The organism is Psychromonas marina (genome assembly GCF_030161115.1).
In the GTDB taxonomy this organism is placed as follows: Bacteria; Pseudomonadota; Gammaproteobacteria; order Enterobacterales; family Psychromonadaceae; genus Psychromonas; species Psychromonas marina.
The window spans coordinates 84,975-104,522 of record NZ_BSPQ01000019.1; the positions used below are offsets into that span (position 1 = coordinate 84,975).

Genomic DNA, 19,548 nt, shown 5'->3' on the forward strand with positions numbered 1-19,548 from the left:
CCAACATTTAAATGTGAATTTATTCTATTTAAATGTTAAATAAATGCAAAATAAAAGGTCAGCAAATGCCGACCCGTTAACAATTTTATAGGATCAACGTACGTAGATCAGATAAGTAGTTATTAATTGCAGTGATAAAGCGTGCGCCATCTGCACCATCGATAACACGATGATCATATGAAAGTGCTAGTGGCACCATCATGCGAGGTGCGAATTCAGCGCCATTCCAAACTGGTTTAATTGCTGATTTTGATACGCCTAAGATAGCTACTTCTGGTGCATTTACGATAGGTGTAAATTGTGTACCACCGATGCCACCAAGACTAGAAATACTCATGCTGCCGCCCTGCATATCTTTTGCAGTTAGTTTACCAGCACGTGCTTTCTTAGAAATTTCGCCTAGCTCACGAGAGATATCGTAAATACCTTTGTTAATTACATCTTTCACAACAGGAACAACCAAACCGTTTGGCGTGTCTACTGCGATACCGATATTGATGTATTTCTTCAGAATAACGCTTTCGCCATCTGTAGATAGTGATGCGTTGAAGTTAGGGTATTTGTGTAGTGCTTTAGCAACAGCTTTCATCATAAATACAAGCGGGCTAATTTTAAGACCTAGATCTTGTTTTGCTGCGATTGCATTTTGTTCTTTACGGAACGTTTCTAAATCAGTGATATCCGCTTCGTCAAACTGTGTCACGTGTGGGATAGTTACCCAGTTACGATGCAGAGTAGGACCTGATATTTTCTGAATACGTGAAAGTGGTTTAATTTCAATTTCACCGAATTTAGAGTAATCGATATTTGCGTAAGGAAGTACTTGTAAGCCACCTTCACCACCGCCACTTTTAGCAAGTGCTAACTGTGCTTTAACGTATGCTTGAACGTCTTCTTTCGTTGTACGACCTTTACGACCCGTTGCAGGAACGCGTGCTAAGTCTAAATCGAACTCACGTGCAACACGACGTACAGAAGGCGATGCTTTAATTGAACCAGAGGTTACTACTTCAGCAGCTTTTGCTGGAGCAGGCGTTGGTGCAGCTTTAGCTACAGGTGCCGGAGCTGCTGCAACGGGTGCTGCAGTGGCAACAGGTGCGCTACCTTGTACTTCAAGTACTAAGATTAATGAACCTTCAGATACTTTATCGCCAGATGCGATTTTGATCTCTTTAACAATACCCGCAAATGGTGCTGGTACGTCCATTGACGCTTTATCGCCTTCAACAGATAGAATATCTTGGTCTTCAACAATCGCGTCACCAACAGAAACTAATACTTCTGTTACTTCAACTTCGTCACCACCGATGTCAGGAACACAAACTTCTTTAAGTTCACTTGTCGCTGCAGGTGCAGGCGCTGCAACTGGTGCAGCTACTTCTTCAACTGCCGCAACAGGCGCTTCTGCAGTCGCTTCACCAGCAACTTCAATAATCAGTACAACTTGACCTTCAGAAACGCTGTCTCCAACATTCATTTTGATCTCTTTAACCGTGCCACCAAATGCGGCAGGTACGTCCATTGAAGCTTTATCACCTTCAATTGAGATAACATCTTGGTCTTCAACAATAACGTCGCCAACAGAAACTAGAACTTCAGTAACATCAGCCGCATCAGCACCAATATCAGGCAGTAAAAACTCTTTTAATTCAGACATAATAATTTTCCTAATTAATCAAATGAGCACAGTATTAGCCGTGCTCACCTTAAAATATGGTTTATGCAAACAGAGGATTAACTTTGTTTGTATTAATATCAAACTTAGCAATCGCTTCTGTTACAACAGATGCTTCAATATCACCACGTTTAGCAAGTTCACTTAGTGCAGCAACAACAACGTAGCCAGCATTAACTTCGAAATGACGACGAAGGTTTGCACGGCTATCACTGCGACCGAAACCATCAGTACCTAATACTTTATATGTATCAGATGGAATGAATGCACGTACTTGTTCAGCGTAGTTTTTCATGTAATCCGTTGCAGCAATTGTTGGCTCATCACCTAATACTTGAGTGATGTATGCTTGTTTTGCTGGCGCTTCAGGATTAAGCATGTTTTGACGCTCAACATCTTGACCTTCACGTGTCAGTTCATTGAATGACGTTACTGAGAAGATATCAGATGCAACGTTGTACTCATCACTTAAGATTTGAGCCGCTTTAGTCACTTCATTCATGATAGTACCAGAGCTCAATAACTGAACTTTGTTGCTACCTGGATGTGATTTAAGTTTGTAGATACCTTTACGAATACCCTCTTCAGCGCCTTCTGGCATTGCTGGCATTGCGTAGTTTTCATTCATTACTGTTAAGTAGTAGTAAATGTTTTCAGGGTTATCGCCGTACATACGCTCGATACCGTCTTGTACGATAACAGCAAGCTCGTAAGCAAATGTTGGGTCGTAAGAGATACAGTTAGGGATTGTATTTGCTTGAATGTGGCTGTGGCCATCTTCATGCTGTAGACCTTCACCATTTAGCGTTGTACGACCAGCAGTAGCACCTAATAGGAAACCACGTGCTTGTTGATCACCCGCTAACCATGCCATATCACCAATACGTTGGAAACCAAACATAGAGTAGTAGATGTAGAATGGAATCATTGGTAAGTCATTAGTACTGTATGACGTTGCAGCAGCTACCCAAGAAGACATTGAACCAAGTTCATTGATACCTTCTTGTAATACTTGACCAGATGTTGCTTCTTTGTAGTAAGAAACGACACCGCGATCTTCTGGCGTGTATTCTTGACCAGTAGGGTTATAAATACCTACTTGGCGGAATAGACCTTCCATACCAAAGGTACGTGCTTCATCACAGATAATTGGTACGATATTTTTACCAATGCCTTTGTCTTTTAACAATACGTTTAAGATACGTACATAAGCCATTGTTGTTGAAATTTCACGTTTCTGCTCTTGTAAAAGCGGCGCAAATTTATCCAACGATGGTATCGCTAATTTCTCAGTAAACTGAGGCAGACGTTGCGGCGTGTAACCATGTAATTCTTTACGACGGTCATGCAGGTATGCGTGCTCAGGTGTACCTTCTTCTAATGTCAGATAAGGTAGTTCAGCGGCTTGCTCATCGCTAACAACATCTTGTAGGTTTAAACGATCACGTAGGCTTTGAATGTGAGATTCATTCATTTTCTTCACGCCGTGAGCAATGTTTTTACCTTCAGCGGCTGCGCCCATGCCGTAACCTTTAACAGTTTTAGCAAGGATAACCGTTGGTTTACCCATTGTATCTTCTGCATTTTTAAACGCAGCAAACAGTTTAGATGAATCATGGCCACCACGTTTCAGGGCAAAGATCTCTTCATCTGTCATATCAGCAACTAGCGCTGCTGTTTCAGGGTATTTACCAAAGAAGTGTTCACGAACAAAAGCACCGTCTTTAGATTTAAAGTTTTGGTAATCACCATCAACGGTTTCATCCATCAATTGTAATAATTTACCCGTTGTATCTTTAGCAAGTAGTGCATCCCAGTTACTGCCCCAGATAACTTTAACAACATTCCAACCAGCACCTGTAAATAGGCCTTCTAGCTCTTGAATGATGCTACCGTTACCCATTACAGGACCGTCTAGACGCTGTAGGTTACAGTTAACTAAGAAACATAAGTTATCTAATTTTTCACGAGAAGCGAATGATAAAGAACCACGAGATTCCGGCTCATCCATTTCGCCATCACCTAGGAAAGCGTATACGCGCTGTGCAGTAGTGTCTTTTAGACCACGACCGTTAAGGTATTTTAGGAAACGAGCTTGGTAAATAGCAGTAATTGGACCAAGACCCATAGAAACTGTTGGGAACTGCCAGAATTCTGGTAATAGTTTCGGATGTGGGTATGAAGGTAGACCTTCACCATCAACTTCTTGACGGAAGTTATCAAGTTGAGCAGCACTTAAACGGCCTTCAACGAATGCACGAGAGTATATCCCTGGAGAGATATGACCTTGGTAATAAACTAAATCACCGCCGTCTGTTGCATTCGGAGCACGGAAAAAGTGGTTGAAACAAACTTCGTAGAATGCAGCAGCAGATTGGTAAGAAGCCATGTGACCGCCTAAATCCAAATCTTTCTTAGATGCACGCATGACGATCATGATTGCGTTCCAACGGATAATAGAGCGAATACGTTGCTCTAATTTCACATCACCAGGGTAAGCTGGTTGCTGGCTTGCAGGGATAGTATTTACATAACGGCTATTAATGCCGTGAGGAAGGTTAACGCCTTCTGCACGAGCCTGTTCCATTACTTTTTCAAGGATAAATTGTGCGCGTTCAGAGCCTTCATCTTCAAGAATATCGCTTAGTGCTGCAAGCCATTCTGAAGTTTCTTGTGCATCAATATCACTGTTTAGGATGTCAGTCATGACACTTTCCTTCTCTATACTTAAGTATCTCAGCCATAAGGCTAAGTGTGTAGTTATGTAATTATTTAGATTCACCCACTACCAATGGTTAATGGTGAATGCCAATCGGCAATAAGTAATCTAAATAATTACCCATGTGATTTTTAAAAAGTTAAAAACGCCCTAACTCGCGTTTAAAAGAACTTTCTTCACGTAATATCACAGAACGTGTTTGTTCAATGTACGTTAAATGTTGAGCAGATGCTTGCTGAGCAACGGCAGGTTGCTTAGAAAGAATGGCTTCAAGTAACTGAAAACGATGTTCATGGATTTTTTTAGCAACTTCAGGATATGCGTAAAGCTGCTGAACATTGTCGGAAATGTTTTTTTCTAATAAGGGTTGAATACCACGTGCTAAATGCATAAAAACAACATTATGCGAAGCATCGATAACCGCAAGATAAAAAAGAGCAACATTTTGAATTTCACAGTTTAAATCTTGTTTTTTTTGCGCTCGTTCAATCGCCGCATAACAAGACTTTATCTTATCAAAATCTTCAGCGGTACCGCGTAAAGCAGCATAATAAGCAGAGAAACCTTCTAAGGCATGACGAAATTCAATCAGATCATACTGTGACTCAGGATGCGTATTCAATAACTCAAATAGCGGATCAGCTAATTTTTCACGTAATGCCTGTTGCACGTATGTGCCGCCACCTTGACGTCGAGTTAGTAACCCCTTCGATTCTAAGCGCTGAATTGCTTCACGCAGCGAAGGACGAGAAACATCAAATTGTCTAGCAAGCTCTCGCTCAGCCGGTAATTTTTCACCCAACTCTAATGAGCCATCTAAAATCATACTTTCAATACGACTTTCTATGACATCAGCTAATTTAGGTTGTTTGATTTTTACGTAAGACATAGTGCTCTTTATAGCAAGGTTGTAAAATGGTAATACCAATTTATTTTGTAAAAGGAAATTAACAATTTTTTTAACACCTGTCTAGTAAAGTTTGATCTAACTCAATTGATAAAGTGTGATTTGGTAATGATTTTAGCAATCTGTGAGGGAAAGTTACAAACATTAGAAAATGAAAAGACATTTTGTTAAAAAATTGTTGAACTTGATACAGGAGGAAAACAGATAGTTTCCATGCTTGGTTCAATAGTCACACAAATACACCGTCTCTTTATTTTCCGTAAAAAAGAAAGAGACGGATTAAACTCAACTGACCATAAACGTAATTTTACACGCTTATTCGTGGCTAGTTATCAACTCTGAGAAAGGTCTAATAACTCACGCAGCGCAACTTGGCACATACTAAACTCAGGTTTAGTGACCGCTAACATCGCTTCTGCCATACGTTGCCAACGCTCAGAAAGAATATGATGAGAAGTATGCCACTCAACAAAGGCATCACTAATATCAACATCCTGCTTAACTTTTTCTAATATGCTCTTACTGATACGCAATTGCTGCCACTCTAAATCATCACGCATCGCTTCTCTTGCTAACGATTGCCAATGGCTTTCACCCGGAAGAAGATTAAGTTGTTTACTAATATCAAATAGTTTCAAGGACTCGCCACTGTGAAAATATACCTGCAATGCTTGTTCGGGTTTTACCGCCACTTTTTTAGCAATAGAGATAATCCCCAACATCGCGTAGATTTGATCACTGCTAGCGAGTGAAGCCGCAAGTGCTTTGGGTACATTACCAGCAACAAGAGAGTCAATCACCGCTTGGCGGTGCACGATGGAACTGCCAATTAGCAAGGTATCAAACTGTGACACTAAATTTTTCAGAGGCGCTTGATAGTTTTTTACCAGCGTCCCCGTATCCAAATCAGTACGATGATTGCGGACAAGCCAACGCGTTGCATGGCGGATCATTCTTTCCAATCTTTCTACTAATAAGCTTTGCACTTCTGTGGTCACAATATTATCTAATGCTTCAATCTGTTGTAATGTCGCATCCATCGAAAAAATATCACGCGCAGCGACCCAGGCTTTGCTCACATCTAAAAATGAACAGCCCGCACTGGCCATAATACGGTGTGCAAAAGTAGGACCCATGCAATTAAATAGATCATTACTTACCTGTGTTGCAACAATTTCACTTACTAGCGGATGTTGATGAATCTCCTGTTTATACTGTTTGACCAGTGAGACAGGAAATATTTTCTGCGCTTCCTGTAATAGGTAAGGATCATCTGCGACATTTTCATTAGCAAGCGCTTCTTTTAATTCGTTTTTCGCGTAGGAGAGCATCACTGAAATACCTGAACGTGTTAACCCTCGCTGCATACTTTTATATTCATTTAACACATCATCTGTTGGAATGAATTCCAACGCACGATTCAACTTGCCTTTATCTTCTAAATCGACAATTAAACGGCGAAATCCTTCAATGCGCTTATAGCCATCTCTATAAGAGAGACTAATAGATTGAGCCTGACGATAGTTATTACTAAGCACGATTTGCGCAACCTCATCGGTCATTTTAACCAACCAAGCATTACGCTGCTTGACCGTTAAATCTCCCTTCGAAACGAGCTTATCTAATAATATTTTAATATTAACTTCTAAATCGGAACAGTTAACCCCCGCGGCATTATCAATGGCATCGGTAAAACATCGTCCGCCATTTAACCCATATTCAATGCGTGCAAGTTGTGTAAAACCTAGGTTTCCGCCTTCACCAACCACTGAGCAGCGTAGCTCCCCACCATCAATTCGTAACATATCATTGGCTTTGTCTCCCACATCTGCATGGCTTTCGGCTTTACCTTTAACATAAGTGCCAATACCACCATTCCATAACAGATCGACCTCAGCCTTTAATAAAATCGTGATCAGTTCAGTCGGCGTTACCTGTTTTTGGAGTATATCAAATCGTTTTGCCATCTCAGGACTCACTGCGATCGATTTAGCAGAACGCTCAAAAATACCACCACCCGCTGAGATAAGCTTTTGATCGTAATCACTCCAGCCGGTTCTTGGCGTTTCAAACAGGCGTAAACGCTCATTAAAACTAGCCTCAAGATCACGCGGAGAAGGATCGATAAAGATGTGTAGATGGTTAAACGCTGCTAATAATGAGATGCACTTTGAGCTCAACATACCATTACCAAATACATCTCCTGCCATGTCACCAATACCAATGACACTGATCGGTTTATTTTGTACATCAACATTTAACTCTCGAAAATGACGCTGCACACTTATCCATGCGCCACGCGCTGTAATGCCCATTTTTTTATGGTCATAACCATTACTGCCACCCGACGCAAAAGCATCGTTCAGCCAAAAATTTCTATCTGTTGCTAACTCATTCGCAATATCGGAGAAGGTGGCCGTGCCTTTATCCGCCGCAACCACCAAGTAGGGGTCATCATTGTCATAACGCACTACATCAAGTGGAGGAATCAGTTTATCGTTCTCTAGATTATCGGTAATGCTTAATAAAGCACTAATAAATATTTTATAGCAGCTAATTCCCTCTGCCATAAATGCTTCTCTATCCATTTTAGGATTAAGTTTTTTGGCTACAAACCCACCCTTCGCACCGACGGGTACAATAACCGCATTTTTGACCTGTTGTGCTTTTACCAAGCCGAGTACTTCAGTACGAAAATCTTCACTACGATCAGACCAACGCAATCCTCCGCGCGCCACTTTACCGCCACGTAGATGCACCCCTTCAATACGTGGAGAGTAAACAAATATCTCATAGTTCAAACGCGGTAAGGGAATCTCTGTGATCAGATTATGATCAAATTTGAAGCTGATATAATCATGCGCTTCCCCTGCTATAGTTTGAAAATAGTTACAACGCACGGTCGCCATAATCAACTCGACATATTTGCGCAGCACTCGATCTTCATTGAGGTTAGTGACGTCATTCAACGCAGTTAAAATTTTTGTTTGTAATTTTTCCTGCAAACTTAAATCTGAGACCTTTTTAGGGTCGAAACGCACATTAAATAGGGTGACAATGTCGGTCACTAATTGACTATGTGCTAATAATGTTTTGGCAATAGAAAAATGGCTGTAACCAAAACGCAGCTGTTTTAAGTATTTTGCATAAGCGCGCAACATACCGATATCCCGACAGGTAAGCCCCGCCCCTAATATCAATTTATTGAAGGGATCATTATCGGTTTTACCGTACCACACCGATAAAAACCCATCAGCAAAACGTTCTTTATGTGCATCAGGGTCAAAGTTTTTAACTTGCGAATAGAGCAGCGTAAAGTCATACAACCAGAAAGACTTCTCACCTAAGGGCATCACCTTATAGGGATACTCTTCTGCTACTTTCAGCCCCATATTCTCTAAGATCGGAATCAGGTCAGAAAGCAGCAATGCACCATCTTGATGGAATAACTTTAGCTTCAACTCGCTACTATTAGGATCAACAGAACGATAAAAACGTAACGTCATAGAGCGCTTAGTCGAACGGTATAATGACTCAATGCGTTCGATATCTGCGACAGCGACACGTGAACTAAAGTTATCCTGATAACTGCCAGAAAAAGCCTCGCCATATTTTTTGGTGAGCTTAACCCCCCTCTCTTCACCAAACTGATCAATCAACGCAGTATGCAACTCATCATCCCAGCGTCTGGTTAACTGCTTCATCCTCTCTTGAATAGCTTGCTCTTCTAATACCTGATTTAAAGGAGACTTGAGGCGTAATACAACACGCAAACGTGCAAGGTTGGATTCGCTAAGGTAAGTTTGAAAGTCGATATCTTCTACGTCTAGAGTTCGGCAAATCAGCTCATCAAAAGTAAGCCTGACTTTGGTATTATAGATATCACGCGGCACATATAACGTAGCAATCACAAACTGCCTGTTTCCCGCGCAACGCATGAATAATTTTAGATCTTTACGCTCTTGCGCGTGTAACACTTCGACAATATTATTTAACAGTGTCGCTTCATTACATAACAACAAATCTTCAACCGGAAAAGTATAAAGTATTTGCGATAACTCTTTATAATAGTGGCTACCTTCGTTATAGCTTGATTGCGCTAATACATTGGTTATTTTGTGGCGAACAATAGGAATATGCTTAGGGCTGCCGCTGTAAACCGATGAAGTGTACAAACCAACAAAGCGATAACCTGAAATAAGATCGCCAGCTGCATTAAAACGTTTAACATAAACAACGTCTGGATAAGCAGGCCGATGCACCATCGCACGCTGCGACGCTTTACTAAAATGGATCACGGATTTCTTTTTAAGGGTATCAAAAAGCTCAAAGGGGAGTGGCTCTTGTAAAAAGTCATCGCGCTTCAGCAAGCCTAATTGACTACCATCAACACTATGTACTATTTCATCTTTAACTTTAAACTGATCACAACCTATGAAGGTAAAATGATCATTTAACAACCAAGATAAAAAAGTTTCCTGTTCTTCTCTGTCGGCAATGTGAGTACTAAATTTATCACTTTGAATATGTTTTAATTCAGTTTTAACTTTTTGGGTTAACACAGAAAAATCATCCACGACTAAAGCAACATCTAATAATGCGCTCTCAATGCGGCGTTGAATTTGTAATCGTTCTGAGGCCGCACTGGTTTGATCAATTTCGAAATAGAGTAATAACTCATCGGCGGAAGCCGCTGTGAGTGATGTTAGTTTCCCTGACTTACTGCGTTGACTACTAATTTCGCTATAAAAAACACGATGTAACTTAATGTTTAATTCATTCACAACCAGTTTTAAGGTGTCTATAACAAAAGGAATATTACGGCACAATACACTAATAACAGTATGCGGAGACTGCCACTCATCCTGTTCAACATCGGGGTTAAAGACCTTCACCTTGGCAATGTCTCTTTTACAGACGAGCACTTCTCGCCATAGGGAAACGGTTAATCCATTAAGGTCTTCTTGAGAAATTTGGGTTAAATCAGCAATTGAGACATCACGATAAAGACTATTGATAAAAATTTGTAAGGTCTTTTGCTCTTTTTCGGAAAAGTGTTTTTTTAACTGGGAAAATATTTGCTCTAAAATGTCATTTTTTTGGTTAAGAGTAGAAGTCATCTGCATCACCTATTTTATGAGTAACCGATCCCCGCTAGACATTCAAATTATGTCAGCTAATTTCTCCCTCCACTTATATTATTTTTTACAGCAAAGGAGATATCGGGTACCTATAACACTAGGGGAAACAGGCGACTTTACAAATTATTAACATCAAAAAAGAGACTGCAATTTTGACTCGCTTTGCAGTTTTAAAAAAATATAGTTTTATTGTTTGTTTTTCATTCTATTTTATTGAATTAACTGCAAAATTTTGGAACTCAAAATGACTGGTTAACAATATGCTGATAGAGCCGTAATGTCAGTTCTACTATAAAAACATTGCCGTTCGTTTAAATGCTCTGAGTAGTTTTCGTCGCTAAAGGTTAAAATAGAAGTTATTTTATCCATTTTAACGCTTGTTAGTTTCATTCATCAACAAGGACTGAGATACTGCGCCAAGTCACATTTATAATTTTAATCATGAAATACTAACGACAGGTACACCATGGACAAACCCTTAGAAAAGCAACTCACCTCTTGGTTAAAAATGCAGAAAAAAAACTGTGGTTTTTATCTTAATTTAACAGTGATTTTTGGTCTATTAACTGGCTTTTCTCTTATTGCACAAGCCTATCTAGTCTCAACTATTCTGCATGGCATTATTATCCTTGAATTGCCAAAATCTGAATTCTCTGCTCAGTTTTTATGGTTGATAGCTTTAATTCCAGTACGCGCATTTTTTGCTTTTGCGCGTGAACGAAGTGGCTTTGAGGCGGGCAAAAGACTACGCCTACAAATACGCAGTGCAGTTCTCGATAAACTCAATGAACTAGGTCCTGCTTTTATTAAAGGAAAACCGGCGGGCAGCTGGGCAAGCATTGTGCTCGAGCAGGTTGAAGATCTTCAAGATTTTTATGCACGCTACCTACCACAGATGTTATTGGCTGTATTTATTCCTATCTCAATTTTAATCGTAGTCTTCCCACTAAACTGGGCAGCAGGGCTTATTTTATTCGGTACTGCACCACTGATTCCACTGTTTATGATTCTGGTTGGCATGGGCGCCGCTGATGCGAACCGTAAGAACTTCACAGCATTATCAAAACTAAGCGGTCACTTTATGGATCGTTTAAAGGGCTTAAGTACACTAAAACAATTTAACCGTGGAGAAGCTGAGGGTAAAGAGATTGAAAATGCCTCTGAATCATTTCGAGTACGAACCATGTCAGTACTACGAATCGCCTTTTTAAGCTCAGCAGTATTAGAATTTTTTGGCGCGATCTCTATTGCACTACTTGCTATCTATTTTGGTTTCAGTTTCTTGGGTCACCTTAATTTTGGTGATTATAATGCAGGGTTTAGCCTGTTTGTAGGGATGTTTGTATTGATGCTTGCGCCTGAATTTTACCAACCCTTACGTGATATGGGTACCCACTATCATGCGAAAGCACAAGCGATTGGCGCGGCTGAAGCATTGATGGATTTATTAGAATATGAGGTTGAAGAAAATAGTCAACCCCCATCACAAACAGCCCCAGATACCCCTCGAAAAATTGTAAATTGGCAGGATCGGTTAAACATCGTTGCGAATGACTTTACCGTAAAAAGTCATTCAGGTAACACGCTAGTAGGGCCATTGTCATTCCAACTTAATGATGGGCAACATATGGCAGTTGTCGGCCCCAGTGGCGCAGGGAAAACGAGCCTATTAAATGGGTTATTAGGTTTTTTACCCTATCAAGGTTCATTGACAATCAACGGTGTTGAGTTAAACCAGTTAACTATATCAGAGTGGCGTGCACATCTTGCATGGCTAGGGCAAGACCCACAACTTTTCCATGGCACAGTGCGTGATAATGTCGCAATGGCAGATCCAACAATGCTTGATGAAACGGTAAAATCTCTATTAGAAAAAGCCAAAGTACTCGATTTTATAGAGCAGCAACCACTCGGATTAGCACACCCTATTGGTGAGCAGATGGCAGGTATCTCTGTAGGACAGGCACAACGTATCGCATTAGCCCGTGCACTCGGTCAACAAGCACCACTGTTTTTATTAGATGAACCAACAGCAAGTTTAGACAGACATAGTGAACAAGCTGTACTGACTGCATTGCGTGATGCGATGCTAAATTCATCCTGCTTAATGGTGACCCATCGATTAGATCAGTTACAACAAATGGATACTATTTTAGTGTTAGATAAAGGAAGCATTGCTCAACAGGGTAATTTTGAACAGTTAAGTAATACAGCGGGACTATTTAAACAGATGCAAAGCGATGAAACTGAGCAATCACCTCAAGCTAACAATGAGGAACTTAAATAATGAGAGCCCTACTGCCTTTTATTAAATTGTTTAAACACCAATGGTTAATGATGTCGATTGGTTTGCTATTAAGCATTATCGCTTTGATGGCTGCGATCGGTTTATTATCACTTTCAGGGTGGTTTTTATCTGCCTCAGCAGTTGCTGGTTTAACCCTCATCACCGCACAAGCATTTAACTACTTTACACCCGGCGGTGGCGTACGCTTCCTGTCGATTATTCGCACCGCCAGTCGCTACGGTGAACGCTTAGCAACACACGAAGCCACCTTTAAGTTACTGACTCGGCTTCGAGTTTGGGCTTGGCGTAAAGTATTGCCACTAAGTGCACGTAATATGCAAGGGTTGCGACAAGGTGAACTGCTCAACCGCCTCGTCTCTGATATTGATACCTTAGATCATCTCTACCTCAGATTAATCACCCCCATGTTAGCGGCGTTATTCATGTTGGCTGGCTTATACCTATTTGTTGCTTGGATCGATGCGGAGATCGCGCTGCTTCTGTGTGCCAGTATCTTATTAATTTGGCTTATTTTACCGTGGATTTTTTATTTTCTAGGGCAGAAACCGGGTATTAAACAACTCGAAAGCAAACGACTACTGCGCGTACAAATATTGGAATATGTACAGGGTTTAGCTGAAATATCACTGTTTGCTGCCGATAAACGTTTTCGTGAAAAATTAAGCCAATCCGAAGCGGACCTGTTAAGCAGCCAAACAGCAATGGCTAATATCGTCGCATTTAGTCAAGCAGCGTTAATTCTCTGTCACGGTGCAATCGTAGTCGCAGTGCTTTATGTGGCCGCGTCTGGTATTGGTGATCACCAACCACCGGGTCCTATGTTAGCGATGATCACTTTTATGGCACTAGCTTGCATTGAGATGTTAATGCCCATTGCCGGTGCATTCCAACACCTCTCCTCTTGTGTCAACGCAGCAAATCGCGTTAATGAGTTAGTCGACCAAACACCAGACATTATATTCGATAAGGCCAATCAAGAAATTATCACACAAGGTGAGTTACAGCTTAAGGATGTTATTTTCTCATATCAAAAAGACGGTGAAGTGATACTGAAAGGCATTAACCTATCTATTAAACATGGTGAAAAAGTAGCGCTATTAGGACAAACAGGATGTGGTAAATCAAGTCTACTGTCATTAATTACACGCGACTGGGAGCCAAACTCAGGTAGCCTTTGCGTAGATGGAAGAGAGATAAAGCAATACAGCCAACAAGCTTTAACACGTGGAATCTCATTGGTTAGCCAACGTATTTACCTATTTGCAGGATCATTAAGAGATAACTTGACCTTAGCACAAGCAGATCTGCCACAATTTTCAACCTATGCAGAGCAAAAAGCTGCGCAGGATGATAACGATAAATACCTCATCGAGATACTACAAAAGGTTGGACTCGCAGCGTTAACCGAGGGAGAAAATTCACTTGATACATGGATAGGTGAAGGTGGTAGACAGCTATCAGGTGGTGAGCAACGCCGTATTGGTGTAGCAAGGGCATTATTACGTGATGCGCCACTGTTATTACTCGATGAGCCGACGGAAGGGTTAGATAAACGCACAGAAAGAGAGATTCTTGCGCTGTTATTTGAATTTGCTCAGGATAAAACCGTGTTAATGATAAGTCATCGTCTGACTGCCATGACACAAATGAATGAAATTCATTTGATGGAAGAGGGAGTATTACGTATTTCAGGTACTCACGATGAACTGTTAGCAAGCGATGATTATTATGCGAGCTTGCATCAGCAGTTACATTAAACCTGTAGGCTAATTTATAAAGCAGTTCTATTGAGAGCAAAAAGCCCGTAAATCGCATTTACGGGCTTAACAAAACAGTTTACTCGCACTAAGACCTGCCGTTATACATTTTATCAAATCCAGGGATTCTAGTTTCCCAAACAGGCGTGTTAACACCAACCACTTGTTGGAGAGTTTCGATAAATAGTCGCGTTTTCAAAGGAGCTTCCCGATGTGGATAGACCGCATAAAACGTCCCATAATCAAATAAGTTAATATGCGTCATGATCGGTATCAGTTTCCCTTCTAACACTTCATTTTCAATCATCTGCGCAGTTGTTACGGTGAACATTTCACCAGCGATAGCAGTATTGATTAACATTTCAACTTCATTCACTTTATAAGCTGCATTTAATTGGATAACTGCTTCGTCTCCACTGTTATCACGGTATTTAACTTTATCAATCAGTAGCCCCTGAGCTGAATACACAACAGCAGGTAAGCGTTCTAGTTTTGGTACTGTATTAGGCGAACCATATTTTTCAATAAAGGCAGGAGCGGCAACGATTAAAAGTCTATTTTTGGCTATTTGCTTGAAAATTAGGTTGGACTCTTTCGGCTCACCAATACGAAAGCCAATATCAAAGCCTTCTCCCACTAAATCTACTAATCTATCTTCTAGCATTAACTCTATAAAGATATCGGGATATTGCTTCTGAAATTTCAAAACAGCTTGCTGTACATATTGCCGACCAAAGAGTGTAGAGCTGGATATTTTAAGCATCCCTCTAGGCTCACTATGATAGTTTTCAGCTAAACGCTTTGAATTATTTAATAGATCCCTCAATTGCGTCGCTTGGTTCACCATTTCAGCTCCTGCCGCTGTTAATGATAATGAACGCGTTGTGCGATTTAGCAGGTGTACCCCCAGCTCTTTTTCAAGATTCACTATTTGCTTAGAAATAGCCGAACGATTGACATTCCTATGCTCAGCAACTTTTGCAAAGCTACCTAGCTCTGATACTTCAAGCAAAAGTAATAACCGACTAGCAATATCCATAGCTACCTCATTGGTTCCAATTTAGAACCAGTATAGTTCTTTTTACCTTGTTTTTAGCACCTAATTTTGGCTTTAGAATAGCTACATCAATACGAAGTGGCACAATTTCAGCCATTAAGCAGACTAAATAAAGAGGTACATTAAAATGAATAAATTAATCATAAGCCAAGCAGCAGGCGTAACTAGCGTTATCATTAAAAACCCTCCTGTAAATATTTTAACCATCGATTTAATTAATGAGTTAAATACTTTTATTCTGTCATTAAAGGATGATCGTGAAACTAAAGCGGTTATTTTTAAATCATTTCATGAGTCATTTTTTATTGCTCACTTAGATCTTAATGTAATTAACGGTACTGTCGGTGGACAAGCAGCATCCATTGAGTTCAATCATCTGATTGCTAATATCAAAGCAATGAAACAACTTTCTATTGCATTAGTTGATGGCGTAGCTCGAGGTGGCGGTAATGAATTTGTGATGGCTTGCGACTTAGCCTATGCGACTGAAAATTCAGCTTTCGCTCAACCAGAATTGTATATTAACATCCCAACCGGTGGACAAGGTGCAGTGCAGTTTGCACGCCGCTTAGGGAAAGGTAAAGCACTTCAAGCATTACTAACAGGTGCCGATTTTACCCCACAACAAGCTGAAACATTAAACATCATTACACAGTTTGTTCCTAAAGTAGATCTGGATGCTTTTTTAACACCGTTATTATCAATCATTGTCGGATGGGAGATCAGAGACATTGTGATGTATAAAGAAATTATCGCAGCTTCTATAAAAGATGAAGCGGTGGGCACTGAGCTTGAACTACGATACTTTTTAGAGCGCGCAAAGGAAGAGAAAACACAGGCTATTATTGCTGCATTTCTTAAGCACGGCGGACAAACTGAGCGCGAAGCGAAAGATATGCAAGGTATTTTTATGGATACCGCAACAGAACTTTCACAATAACATAGGCAGTATTATTTAAATAAAGGGTGCACCAAAGAAGGTGCATCTCTTATCTATCAATAATTCGCTAGTTCTGCGATTTACCAAACAACTTTTTAACCACGTTATTTATAAAACTACCGATATCAGCTGTTGGTGCAGTATGGTCAATATTTTCAGCTTTAAGTGTCTCTTTATCGTCAGGAATGGAGCGCCCTAGTGTATGTACTTTTGTTTGATCAAAAACAAAACCATCACTTTCTATCTCTTGTGCTTCGTAACGTACAATCAATAGATCAAGAATATTAATGATAAAACTGCTTTTATTTAGCGAGCCTTTGTTATCAAATACAGCACCGTCACCTAAACTGACAGATCTCGGGTGAGAACGAAATTTACTCTTACGGTCACTCAATTCACGCCAACTTAAATGATTCACATTGGTTTCAACCAACGGGCTATTTAGCCAATAGATGCCATCACGACTAATAACTAAACCACGATGGAACTTTCCAAATGAAGTACGCATCGTTGCCATGATGTAATCATCATCAGAAATTCCTAAAGAGGCACGTGCATAATGTTCAATTTTACTCGGTATATATGGGTTAACATCAAAGTCATTTTCACCATGGTAAAGAGTTAATACCCCAAGCATCTCATCCTGCATATCCATTTTTGATTCCTTGATTAATTTTGTATTGTATTATTGTCTTACTATAACAAGAATAAAGACGCTTAGCGTTAAAACCTATATTTTATAGGTTAATGGCGAGGCACAAGTCTTGTTTTACACTTAAAAAGTGTCAATAACGTTTAAAAAAAGTCCCTGAAAAACACAATATCTAAAGATTTAAAATACAGCGTTACTATTGATATTCGAAGATTGATAGCATCATAGCCTACCTAAAAGAGTTAATTTAAAAAATTAACCAATACACTTACAAAGCTCCCGCTTCACTGCCATGGAATTAAATAATTGCTCAGATATTGTCCGAGTAAAATTAACATTCACAAGGCGTCAGTTGCAGGACAAGGGCATGCTGTGATTTTAACGAATCAGGATCAGCACCTTTTAAACTCTTTTGCTATCACACGACGCATGCATATAAATACCCGATTATTTAAAAACGCCCTCTTTTTACCACTCTGTTTTTTTATCGACCAAAAGCTGGATAAAAAACCAACCAAAATGAATTATTATTCACTAAAAGTGACTTTTAATTCAATATACATTGCATCTTAAAATTTCCTATATACACTAACTCGCATTGGGACATTGTCCACTTTTTATAGACTTAAAATCATTTCAGGAGCGAAAAGATGAATGATACCGTGTTAAAGCAGCCAAAAGAATATGCTAATGTTTGTTATCCCCTCTTTATTGGGATTAATTTTTTTCTTAGCGCCGTTAAATATTGATGGCAACTTCACTTTTCCATTAGCCTTACTTGCTAAATCTCTACAGTCATTTTTAGGCGCATCAATTTTACCTATCGTATCAATGGTTATTGGCTTAGCTGCTATTGGTTCAATGATAGCGAGTATTGCAAAGCCAACATTTATCACTAACTCCGCTATTTTGACTCGCCTTTTTTGCTTAACGCCTATTTGGTTAGTTATCCGGACGTTGGGTGCGATCTTTACTCTACTTGCACTTTATAAAGTTGGACCTGAAGCCATTTGGGGAGGGGATACTGGTGGTTTGGTATTACATGATCTACTGCCTTCGCTTTTTGTTACCTTTATTTTTGCGGGCCTGTTATTACCATTGTTGCTTAACTTTGGTTTATTAGAGCTACTCGGCACATTACTGAGCAAGTTAATGCGCCCAATATTCAGACTACCAGGTAGAGCCGCTATCGATTGCATATCATCTTGGTTAGGTGATGGTACGGTGGGTGTTATTTTAACCAGCAAACAGTATGAAGATAAAAAATACACCGCAAGAGAAGCGTCGGTGGTAGCGACCATGTTCTCACCGGTTGGTATCTCATTCTCACTGGTTATCTTAACGCAGGTTGGTTTACAGAATTACTTCGTTCCCTTTTATGGCACCATCTGTCTTTCTGGCGTTGTTGCAGCGATGCTAATTCAGTTTTTACCCCCACTGTCATACAAAAAAGATTGTTACATTGATGGTACATTACCAGATAAAAACGATGAGCTTGTACCTGAAGGTCACTCGGCAATGAGCTTTGGGCTAGAACTTGCCCTTGAAAGAGCAAGTAAAGTAAAAAGCCTACGCTCTGTTGCTAAAGAAGGCGTACACAACGCATTAGATATGGTTATTGGCGTGCTTCCAGTGGTAATGGCGATTGGTACTTTAGGTCTTATTGTTGCTGAAAGCACACCATTATTTTCAATACTTGGTGCGCCTTTTGTTCCTTTACTAGAACTACTACATGTTGCTGAAGCACAAGCAGCGGCTGAAACCGTACTGGTTGGTTTTACAGATATGTATGTTCCTTCAATTATTGCAGCTTCAACAATTGATTCAGATATGACCAAATTTGTTATTGCAGCACTATCGGTTACTCAACTTATCTTTATGTCAGAAACAGGCTCAGTCATTTTAAGCAGTAAAATTCCAGTGAACTTCTTAGAACTGATGGCTATCTTCCTATTACGTACGCTCATTACCTTGCCAATCATTGCCCTAGTCGCTCATATGATTTTTTAATTTATCGCTTTTTATACCCGGTCCAAAACAACCCCACAATATAAGGTTATATCGTGGGGTTGTTTTGTTTGAGCACTTAAAATAACGAGGGAGATATTGTTTTATCCGACATGAAATAACTAGCAAATAAATAACCGAGAAAGTTGCCCCCCAAAAAAATGCAGAATGCCCCTTACCTGGAAAAAAATAACAACCAGAAAACGAGCAGCGCCTCACGTAAACAAAATATCGTAACAACATTGTTAAATTCCGAAATGAAATGCGTGATAACAAAATAAAAAATTCGCAATCAATTGATTAGAATGAACTTTTATATTGATATTTGATCAATTCAGGGGGGCGCCCCACTTACTTTCAACTTCTCATTACAGAGGTAATTTAT

The 19,548-nt window shown here is 40.0% G+C and carries 10 protein-coding genes; 4 read left to right on the forward strand and 6 right to left on the reverse strand.

Going from position 1 to position 19,548, the window contains the following annotated elements:
* Positions 1 to 85 precede the first annotated feature (85 nt).
* The 4 genes from aceF to QQK09_RS16685 form a co-directional block, all read right to left on the reverse strand.
* Positions 86 to 1,657 (reverse strand): dihydrolipoyllysine-residue acetyltransferase, encoded by a 1,572-nt coding sequence (gene aceF, locus QQK09_RS16670; RefSeq protein ID WP_284205299.1) that lies wholly within the window; start codon positions 1,655 to 1,657, stop codon positions 86 to 88.
* Between the two features lie 61 nt (positions 1,658 to 1,718).
* Positions 1,719 to 4,382, reverse strand: coding sequence for a pyruvate dehydrogenase (acetyl-transferring), homodimeric type (aceE, locus tag QQK09_RS16675; RefSeq protein WP_284205300.1), 2,664 nt, complete (start codon positions 4,380 to 4,382; stop codon positions 1,719 to 1,721).
* Positions 4,383 to 4,533: 151 nt separating this feature from the next.
* Entirely contained in the window at positions 4,534 to 5,283 is a 750-nt protein-coding gene (gene pdhR, locus QQK09_RS16680) for a pyruvate dehydrogenase complex transcriptional repressor PdhR (protein ID WP_284205301.1), read from the reverse strand.
* Positions 5,284 to 5,633: 350 nt separating this feature from the next.
* On the reverse strand, positions 5,634 to 10,421 hold the full coding sequence (locus QQK09_RS16685) for an NAD-glutamate dehydrogenase (protein ID WP_284205302.1): 4,788 nt from the start codon (positions 10,419 to 10,421) through the stop codon (positions 5,634 to 5,636).
* Positions 10,422 to 10,908: 487 nt separating this feature from the next.
* Between QQK09_RS16685 and cydD the strand changes: the two genes are divergently transcribed.
* Both cydD and cydC read left to right on the forward strand, forming a co-directional pair.
* A complete protein-coding gene (gene cydD, locus QQK09_RS16690) occupies positions 10,909 to 12,729 on the forward strand; it encodes a heme ABC transporter permease/ATP-binding protein CydD (RefSeq protein WP_284205303.1) in 1,821 nt (606 codons plus the stop codon).
* Positions 12,729 to 14,507: a heme ABC transporter ATP-binding protein/permease CydC gene (gene cydC, locus QQK09_RS16695; protein WP_284205304.1), complete on the forward strand. Its 1,779-nt coding sequence runs from the start codon at positions 12,729 to 12,731 to the stop codon at positions 14,505 to 14,507. The genes cydD and cydC overlap by 1 nt, the downstream gene beginning before the upstream one ends.
* 88 nt (positions 14,508 to 14,595) lie before the next feature.
* Here the strand turns inward: cydC and QQK09_RS16700 are convergent, their stop codons facing one another.
* Positions 14,596 to 15,546: a LysR family transcriptional regulator gene (locus QQK09_RS16700; protein WP_284205305.1), complete on the reverse strand. Its 951-nt coding sequence runs from the start codon at positions 15,544 to 15,546 to the stop codon at positions 14,596 to 14,598.
* 145 nt (positions 15,547 to 15,691) lie between these two features.
* Between QQK09_RS16700 and QQK09_RS16705 the strand changes: the two genes are divergently transcribed.
* Positions 15,692 to 16,504: an enoyl-CoA hydratase/isomerase family protein gene (locus QQK09_RS16705; RefSeq protein WP_284205306.1), complete on the forward strand. Its 813-nt coding sequence runs from the start codon at positions 15,692 to 15,694 to the stop codon at positions 16,502 to 16,504.
* Between the two features lie 67 nt (positions 16,505 to 16,571).
* Here QQK09_RS16705 and QQK09_RS16710 read toward each other — a convergent pair whose 3' ends face one another.
* Positions 16,572 to 17,159 (reverse strand): hypothetical protein, encoded by a 588-nt coding sequence (locus QQK09_RS16710; protein ID WP_284205307.1) that lies wholly within the window; start codon positions 17,157 to 17,159, stop codon positions 16,572 to 16,574.
* A 687-nt stretch (positions 17,160 to 17,846) separates the two neighbouring features.
* Between QQK09_RS16710 and QQK09_RS16715 the strand changes: the two genes are divergently transcribed.
* Positions 17,847 to 19,166: a YjiH family protein gene (locus tag QQK09_RS16715; RefSeq protein WP_431312606.1), complete on the forward strand. Its 1,320-nt coding sequence runs from the start codon at positions 17,847 to 17,849 to the stop codon at positions 19,164 to 19,166.
* Positions 19,167 to 19,548: the final 382 nt, after the last annotated feature.